The organism is Moraxella sp. (assembly GCF_024227015.1).
GTDB lineage: Bacteria > Pseudomonadota > Gammaproteobacteria > Pseudomonadales > Moraxellaceae > Moraxella.
Genome location: NZ_JAAELD010000314.1, coordinates 1 through 917, shown reverse-complemented (window position 1 = coordinate 917; position 917 = coordinate 1). Strand labels below are relative to the sequence as shown.

The window sequence follows — 917 nt, the reverse complement described above, 5'->3', positions numbered from 1 at the left end:
GGTAGGTTTTAATCGTCGCGTTGCTGACGCCTTTGATGTGAGGCAGGTAATTGCTAAAAAACTGATAGACGACGTTAGAAAGCTTCATACGACATCCAGTTGGGATTTGGTAAAGGCGATTAATCCGGCAATATCTTTGGCATCTTTGACTTTAAGATACGCGGCGGTGTATTGGTATTTTCGATGGCCCATGTAAGTAGCCAAAATCGGCAGGGCCTGCTGCGGGCAGTTTCCCCTGGCTTTGATCTGATTTAGGGTGTTTATGGCAAATGCGTGCCGCAAGCTATGCGGCAAGGGTTTTCCGAAAGTGATGTTTCCGAAGACTTGTTTGGGTTGGCTGAGTCCGATATTTTTGATGGCCCGGTGGAAGATATTGCGGATATGATAGTCTTTAATTGGCCCAAGTCTTTTGCCGGCCAGCAAGTACGGATTTTGATCTTCAGGGCACAAAGCACGGCGGGCAGCCAGATAGTTTTCGATTTGAGTCAGCACCGCTTTGGGCACTGGTATCAGGCGGTCTTTTCTAAATTTGGTTCTTTGGATATAGGTGCTGCCTTCATCAGCGCGGTAGTGTTCTTGGCGAAGCCGTAAAGGTTCATTGATACGCATGCCGCATCGCGCCAGCATCACGAAGGCCAGGTAAATCGCCATATCAAATAGTAAATACTTTTCAGATTTTCTAATCGTTTTACCCACCGTCTGTAGCAGCAGATCGGTTTGCGCCGGTGAGAAGACAAAAGGGACAAAGTAGCGTTCGGGCAGCGGTGGGATATCCTTGAGTGGGTTAACGTCACAAATACCCTGGCGCACTAAATATTGAAAGAAGCTGCGGATACCCGACAGGATCGTATTGACCGTATTGGGGTGGTTGCTGATGTTGGCCCTTAACCGCAGAAAAAAAGCCGGTTGAAGCTGAT

General features: G+C 48.1%; 1 protein-coding gene. It reads right to left on the bottom strand.

The genetic code is table 11. From position 1 onward, the window contains the following. Positions 1–84: 84 nt before the first annotated feature. On the bottom strand, positions 85–917 hold an 833-nt coding region (locus GY683_RS07190; protein WP_297288088.1), incomplete at its 5' end, for a tyrosine-type recombinase/integrase.